6 protein-coding genes are annotated in these 6,883 nt (G+C 69.1%); 4 read left to right on the top strand and 2 right to left on the bottom strand.

All coding sequences use genetic code 11. The annotated features are described in order from the left end of the window. Positions 1–32: 32 nt before the first annotated feature. Both RM50_RS02850 and RM50_RS02845 read left to right on the top strand, forming a co-directional pair. Complete coding sequence (locus RM50_RS02850; protein ID WP_043449682.1) at positions 33–662, top strand: MSMEG_4193 family putative phosphomutase; 630 nt, start codon at positions 33–35, stop codon at positions 660–662. Between the two features lie 25 nt (positions 663–687). Continuing rightward, a complete protein-coding gene (locus RM50_RS02845) occupies positions 688–1,422 on the top strand; it encodes an SCO1664 family protein (protein ID WP_052259919.1) in 735 nt (244 codons plus the stop codon). Positions 1,423–1,474: 52 nt separating this feature from the next. Here RM50_RS02845 and RM50_RS02840 read toward each other — a convergent pair whose 3' ends face one another. Beyond that, a complete protein-coding gene (locus RM50_RS02840) occupies positions 1,475–2,203 on the bottom strand; it encodes an SGNH/GDSL hydrolase family protein (RefSeq protein WP_043449681.1) in 729 nt (242 codons plus the stop codon). Positions 2,204–2,426: 223 nt separating this feature from the next. Between RM50_RS02840 and RM50_RS02835 the strand changes: the two genes are divergently transcribed. Continuing rightward, positions 2,427–3,260 carry an MBL fold metallo-hydrolase gene (locus RM50_RS02835; RefSeq protein WP_082006949.1) on the top strand — a complete coding sequence of 278 codons (834 nt, stop codon included), beginning with the start codon at positions 2,427–2,429 and terminating at the stop codon, positions 3,258–3,260. Positions 3,261–3,279: 19 nt separating this feature from the next. Here RM50_RS02835 and RM50_RS02830 read toward each other — a convergent pair whose 3' ends face one another. Continuing rightward, positions 3,280–4,104 (bottom strand): DUF1206 domain-containing protein, encoded by an 825-nt coding sequence (locus RM50_RS02830; RefSeq protein ID WP_043449679.1) that lies wholly within the window; start codon positions 4,102–4,104, stop codon positions 3,280–3,282. Positions 4,105–4,309: 205 nt separating this feature from the next. Here RM50_RS02830 and RM50_RS02825 point away from each other — a divergent pair, with 205 nt between their 5' ends. Then, positions 4,310–6,862, top strand: coding sequence for an excinuclease ABC subunit UvrA (locus RM50_RS02825; protein WP_052259925.1), 2,553 nt, complete (start codon positions 4,310–4,312; stop codon positions 6,860–6,862). Positions 6,863–6,883: the final 21 nt, after the last annotated feature.

Below are 6,883 nucleotides of genomic sequence, written 5' to 3'. Positions count from 1 at the left end.
GCGGGGCCCCCTCGCGGCTACGCTTAGACCCGATGACACAGAACACGCTGATCCTCCTGGTGCGTCACGGTGAGACCCCCACTACGGGAAAGGTCCTGCCTGGCCGGGCCCCCGGGCTGCATCTGTCCGAGCGCGGACGCGCGCAGGCCGACGCCGTTGCCGGCCGCCTTTCCGGCCTTCCGGTGGACGCCATCTACTCCTCGCCGCTGGAACGCGCCAGGGAGACCGCGGAGCCGGCCTCCGCCCGCTCCGGAGTGGCGGTCACGGAAGAAGCCGGGCTCCTTGAATGCGACTTCGGCGACTGGACCGGAGCTGAGCTCTCCGGCCTCGGCAGCCTGCCGGAGTGGCAGACAGTGCAGCACAACCCGTCGGTCTTCCGGTTTCCCAACGGCGAATCGTTCTCCGGAATGCAGGCCAGGATGGTCAGCACGCTGGAGGACCTCCGCGCCGCCCACCGGGGCGGGGTGGTGGTCTGCTTCTCGCACGCCGACCCCATCAAAGCGGCCGTTGCCCACGCCCTGGGCACCCACCTTGACCTCTTCCAGCGGATCTTCATCAGCCCGGCGTCGGTCTCTGCGATCTCCTACGCCGATGGCCAGGCGCCCGCCGTGCTGACGGTGAACTCGACGGCGGACCCGTTGAGCGGGCTGAGGCCGGCATGACGCCTTACCTGCCGGTGCCGGACGGATGGACGAGGCGCTCAGCCGCCGGGGGCGCGCGGTGTCCGGCCGCGAACTGACCCTCCTCACTGAGGGCCGCGTCGAGTTGCTGGGGCGCATCGTGACCGGCAGCAATGCCACCTTCCTCGCCGAAGTGACGCGCGGCGACGATTCAGCCTGGGCGGTGTACAAGCCGGAGGCAGGGGAACGGCCACTGGCGGATTTCGACGCCGGCCTGTACCGCCGGGAGCGCGCCGCGTACCTCCTCAGTGAAGCACTCGGGTGGGGCATTGTGCCGCCCACGGTGGTCCGGACGGACGCACCCCTGGGCATCGGATCGCTGCAGTGGTTCATCGAGGGCGACCAGCAGGAGCATTACTTCACCCTCTACGCGGATGCTCCGGAAACCCACGCGGCACTGGCCCGGATAGCCCTGTTTGACTACGTGGCGAACAACACCGACCGCAAAAGCGGCCACGTCCTGCGCGGCGCCGACGGGCATATCTGGGGCATCGACCATGGACTTTGCTTCTCCGCCCCCTTCAAGCTGCGCACCGTGATCTGGGACTTCGCCGGCGATCCCGTTCCGGAGCCCCTCCTTGAGGACATCAGCCCGCTCGCCGTCGAGGTTCCGCTGGACGTGGCCGCGCTGCTCGACCCTGCCGAAGCGGCGTCCCTGCGCCGCAGGGTCCAGCACATACTGGAGGACAAGACCCTTCCCGTCGACCGGACCGGGATGCGCTACCCGTGGCCGCTCGTCTGAGGAATCTGGCCTGAGTTATCTGGCCTGAGTTATCTGGCTTGGGGCAGCGGCTTCATTGCGCTTCCGGGTGCCCCTTGGCGGCGGCTGCCGCCGGAGCCACCTGTTCCAGGTAGGCCCCGATGTGCTCCAGCAGGTAGTGCTGTCCCAGCACCGTGGGGTGGTCGCCGTCGGGGCCGATCAGGTCGTCGAAGTCATCGCTGATCCAGCCCTCGGCGATGGGGTCCACGAACTCACCGCCCGCCTCCCGGGCCGCGGACCTGAGCTGGCCGCTGATGTCCACGAGCGCGGGGTCAGGGTCTGCAGAGTACGACGGCGGCCCCACCACGATGATCTTCGCTTCGGGCGCCAGGGCCTCCGCACGGTCCATCGCCGCCAGGGCGGCCTCGCCCACGTCCGAAGGCGCATAGCCAAGGTCGTTTTCAGAGCCGAAGAACACAACGATGCCGGTGTCCGGGGTGACGAAGTCTTCTACTTCGGTGCCGAACGTGCCGTCGAAATCACCGGGGCTGAGGTAACCGCTGCCGTTCTGGGCGGCGTTGACGACCTCCAGGCCGGCGCCCAGCGGGTCCTTCCGGATCAAAGCCGGCCACGCCTGCTGCGGTGAGGTGCCGTGGCCGGTGCTGAGCGAGTCCCCCACCACCACGACGCGGACCGGCGGCGCGGCAGCGGCAAGTGGCGGGGCCTGGGCGGTGCTTCCCGACGTGACGGCGAGCGCGAGGCCAACGGCACCCGCGGCCACAAGCCGGCCGGGATGCCTGTGCAGCAGCACACTGTGTTGCATGGTGCCGCCTCCTGCCTGGAATCATCGAAGGTCCCGCGGCGGCCGGCGGCCGCCAATCTGTCCTTTGTCCCTGTCCCATCGTAGGCAATGGTGGAAATACTTTATGGCTTGGGCGGCCAGGATCAAAGGATCCACAGCGACTGCACAGGAATTTCCGCTCCAGGGACGCTCTCGGGGGCCAAAGGTCCGGGAGGTCCGGTTCGCGGCGGGCTACCCTTGACGGGTGCAGCGGCAAACCATCGGCTGGAACCCCGAAACCAACGTCTCCGAACCGGCACCCGGTGTCTACTTCGTCGAGGGGCCGGCCTCCAACTGGATCGTGGTCCGGGCCGGATCGGACTTCATCCTGGTCGACAGCGGTTACCCCGGGGACCGCGAACACGTCCTGGCGTCGCTCCGCTGGGTGGGCCTGGAACCGGCGGCCGCCGCTGCGCTGCTGCTTACGCACGGCCATGTGGACCATACCGGCTCTGCGGCCTTCTTCTCGGAATCGTATGGAACCCCGGTCCTGTGCGCGCCCGAAGAACTGGCCCATGTCCGGGGGCAGGAAAAACACCAGGTGACTTTTGGCCAGGTCCTCTGCCGGGCGTGGCGCCCCCGCGTGTTGAGCTGGATGGTCCACGTCATCCAGGCGGGGGCGCTGTCGGCGAAGCCCGCAACGCGGGCCGAGGCATGGGACACGGCAACCCTCCGCGCCCTCCCCGGCCACCCGGTTGCCATCAGCCTGCCGGGCCACACGCCCGGCAACGCGGCACTCTTCTTCCCCGCCGCAGGTGCCATCGCCGTGGGCGACTCGTTTGTCACCGGACACCCGATCAGCCCGGAGTCCGGTCCGCAAATGCTGCACGCCATGTACCACAGCGATCCGGCCGGGGCGTTTGCCGCACTGCGGAACCTGGCGGGCATGGAGGCATCCGTCATCCTTCCCGGCCACGGTCCTGCACTGCATAAGCCGCTGGCCGACGCACTGGCGGACCTGGACGTTCAGGAAGGGACCGCGCCGCGAGGATCGGGAGACCGAGGATCAGGGAACCGACCACCAGGGAAGCAGGGATAAAGCCCAGCGGGGGCCGTACCTAGAACTTTCCGTACCGGGCCCGCGCCATTGAGTACACGCCGTAGCAGATGAGCCCGGCGGCAATGGCCGCCAGGAGGAAGACGCCATAGGGCTGTGCACCAAGCGTCTTCAGGCCGCCGTCCAGGCCGGAGGATTTGGAGGGGTCGGCCGTTGCGGCCGCCACGATGATCAGGACTCCCACGACGGCGAGGACCACGCCCTTGGCCGTGTACCCGACGACGCCGAGCCACTCGACGGCCGTGCGGGCACTGCCTGGGTCCTGCAGGTCCTTCATGAACTTCCGTGACACACCGCGATAGGCGTAAAACACCCCGGCGCCGATGATTGCCAGGCCTATGGCGATCAGGAGGACCACCCCCGCGGGGGCTCCCATGAGCTTTGCCGTGAAATCACTGGCCGACTGGCTGGAGTTCTTGCTGCCGCCGGAGGCAAAGACCGCAAAGGTGAAGGCCAGGAACCCGAAGACCACCGCTTTGCCGGCGGCACTGGCGGCCGCCTTCAGCTTCTTCTTGGAATCGGTTTCGGCACGGGCCCCAAAGAACGTCTCGCTGAGCATCCACAGGGCAAGCGCGGCGCAGGCCACCGCCCCGACCCACAACAGGATGCCGCCGCCGGGCTTGGAGGCCAGGGTTCCGATGGCCCCGGATTGGTCGGCTTCCCCGCCCTGGCCCCTGTCCAACTGCAGGGCGATGACGCCGATCAGGATATGGACCAGGCCGATGAAGACAAAGCCGGCCCGGGCCAGGATACGGACGGCCGGGCTGCGGCTCGCCGACGCGGCCTCGGATACTGCCCTGTTCGCTCCCTGCGACGCGTTGCCCATGGCCGGCCCTTCCACCTATGTAGTTGATCGTTGGTCCCGCCGGGTGGCACCTGCTGCCTGCCGTCCCTGCGGGATGATTCAGTGTAAATCCGTCCGCCCCGTCCCGACAGATCCCTGGAGTTCGGGCCACAGCCGGATGGCGGCTAGAGTCGAAGCGGTGCATGCCGAACAGAACCTTGACGACCTGACCGCCCTGAACCTGCAGATGCCGGGCCTGCCCGCAGAGGCCGGCGGCCACGGCGAAGGCGGCTTCGTCCGGGTGCGTGGCGCCCGCGAAAACAACCTCAAGCACGTCAGCGTGAACGTACCGCGCGACGCAATCGTGGCCTTCACCGGGGTCTCCGGCTCCGGCAAGTCGTCCCTTGCCTTCGGCACCATCTACGCCGAGGCGCAGCGCCGCTTCCTCGAATCCGTCGCACCCTACGCCCGCAGGCTCATCCAACAGGGCCACAACCCCAAGGTGGAACAGATCACGGGGCTGCCGCCCGCCGTCGCACTTCAACAGCGCCGCGGCACGGCCAGCACCCGCTCAACTGTAGGAACGGTCACCACGCTCTCCAATTCGGTGCGGATGCTCTTTTCCCGCGCCGGCAGCTACCCCGCCGGGGCTCCGCCGCTGGACTCCGATGCCTTCTCCCCCAACACTGCGGCCGGCGCCTGCCCGGAATGCCACGGCCTGGGCACCGCCCACACTGTCACGGAAGCGTCGCTGGTTCCGGATCCGTCAGTGAGCATCCGCGAAGGCGCGATTGCTGCGTGGCCCGGCGCCTGGCAGGGCAAGAACCTGCGGGACATCCTGACGCACCTGGGGTACGACGTGGACATCCCCTGGCGGCAGCTGCCGCGGAAAGACCGCGACTGGATCCTCTTCACGGAGGAGCAACCCGTAGTGGAGGTGACGCCGCAGCGCGACCGCGTGGCCAAGCCATACAAGGGCCGGTTCTGGAGTGCCAGGAGCTATGTGATGCACACACTGCTCGGCTCCGGCAGCCCTGCCATGCGGGAAAAGGTGCTGCGGTTCATGGACACCGGGCCGTGCCCGCGGTGCGGCGGAACAGGGCTCAGGCCCGACGCCCTCGCGGTGACGTTCGCCGGGCACACGATCGCCGGGCTCAACGCCCTGCCCCTGACCGACCTGGCTGGGATCATCCGCCCCACCACCCTGCTGGCCACACCGGGCACCGCATCACGGAAACAGTCATCCGAGTCGAACGAAGTGGCGGTGGCCATCACCCGGGACCTCCTGCAGCGCATCACCGTCCTGCTGGAGCTCGGCCTCGGCTACCTGGCCCTCAACCGGGCCACGCCAACACTCTCCCCGGGCGAAATGCAGCGGCTCCGGATAGCCACCCAGCTCCGCTCCGGGCTCTTCGGCGTGATCTACGTGCTGGATGAGCCGTCGGCGGGCCTGCACCCCGCAGACGCCGAACCGCTCCTGGCGGTCCTCGACCAGCTGAAGGCATCGGGGAATTCCGTATTCGTGGTGGAGCACAACATGGATGTGGTGCGCCGCGCCGACTGGCTGGTGGACGTCGGTCCCCGCGCCGGGGAAGATGGCGGCCAGGTGCTCTACAGCGGCCCGGTGCGGGGCCTGGACGAGGTGGAAGGGTCCGTGACCCGGCCGTTCCTGTTCCCTGGCGGCCACGCAGGACTCAGCGCTGACGGCGGCACCGGCAACGACGGGCCGCGGGAAGCTGCCGGGTGGCTGGCCCTGCACGGGATCACCCGCCATAACCTGAACAACCTGGACGCCGCCTTCCCGCTCGGCGTCCTGACAGCCGTTACCGGCGTTTCAGGCTCGGGCAAGTCCACGCTGGTCAGCAAAGTACTGGCCGATGCCGCCGGTGCCCGGCGGGCCGCGGAGGACAGCGCGGGAGGGTCCGGCGAACCGGGCAGGAGCGACGGCGACGGCGGCCCGGGCCGCGTGGGGCAGGTGTCCGGGCTGGAGGGGATCGACCGGACCGTCACGGTGGACCAGAAGCCGATCGGACGCACGCCCCGCTCCAACCTGGCCACCTACACAGGATTGTTCGACGCCGTCCGGAAGGAGTTCGCCGCCACGGACGCGGCGAAAAGCCGGGGCTTCGGGCCCGGGCGGTTTTCCTTCAACGTGGCCGGTGGACGCTGCGACACATGCCAGGGCGAGGGCTTCGTCGCCGTGGAACTGCTCTTCCTGCCCGGCAGCTACGGTCCGTGCCCGGAATGCAACGGCTCGCGCTACAACCCCGAAACCCTGGAGGTCACCTACCAGGGCAGGAATATCGCCGAGGTCCTTGGCATGACAGTCAACGCCGCGGCCGGCTTCCTTGCCGGAATCCCCGCCGCTGCGCGTTCCCTCCGCACCCTCCAGGACGTGGGCCTGGGCTACCTCCGGCTGGGCCAGCCTGCCACCGAGCTGTCCGGCGGCGAGGCGCAGCGGATCAAGCTGGCCACGGAGCTGCAGCGGGCCAGGCGCGGCCACACCCTGTACCTGCTGGACGAGCCCACCACGGGACTGCACCCGGCCGACGTCCAGCTCCTGGTGGCGCAGCTGAACCGCCTCGTGGACGCCGGCAACACAGTGATCGTGGTGGAGCACGCCATGGACGTGGTGGCCGGGGCGGACTGGGTGATGGACCTGGGCCCGGACGGTGGGGACGCCGGCGGCCGGATTGTCGCCGCCGGCAACCCGGCCGCCGTCGCGCGTTCCCGCACCAGCCGCACCGCCCCCTACCTTGCAGCCGCGCTCAAGGCCCGGTCCGGCACCCGCAAAAGATAGGAGGCCACGCACTTGCCCTCC

The organism is Pseudarthrobacter phenanthrenivorans (genome assembly GCF_000813845.1).
GTDB classification, from domain to species: Bacteria; Actinomycetota; Actinomycetes; order Actinomycetales; family Micrococcaceae; genus Arthrobacter; species Arthrobacter phenanthrenivorans_B.
The sequence above is the reverse complement of the archived record's forward strand: the minus strand, read 5'-3'. Positions and strand labels throughout refer to the sequence as shown.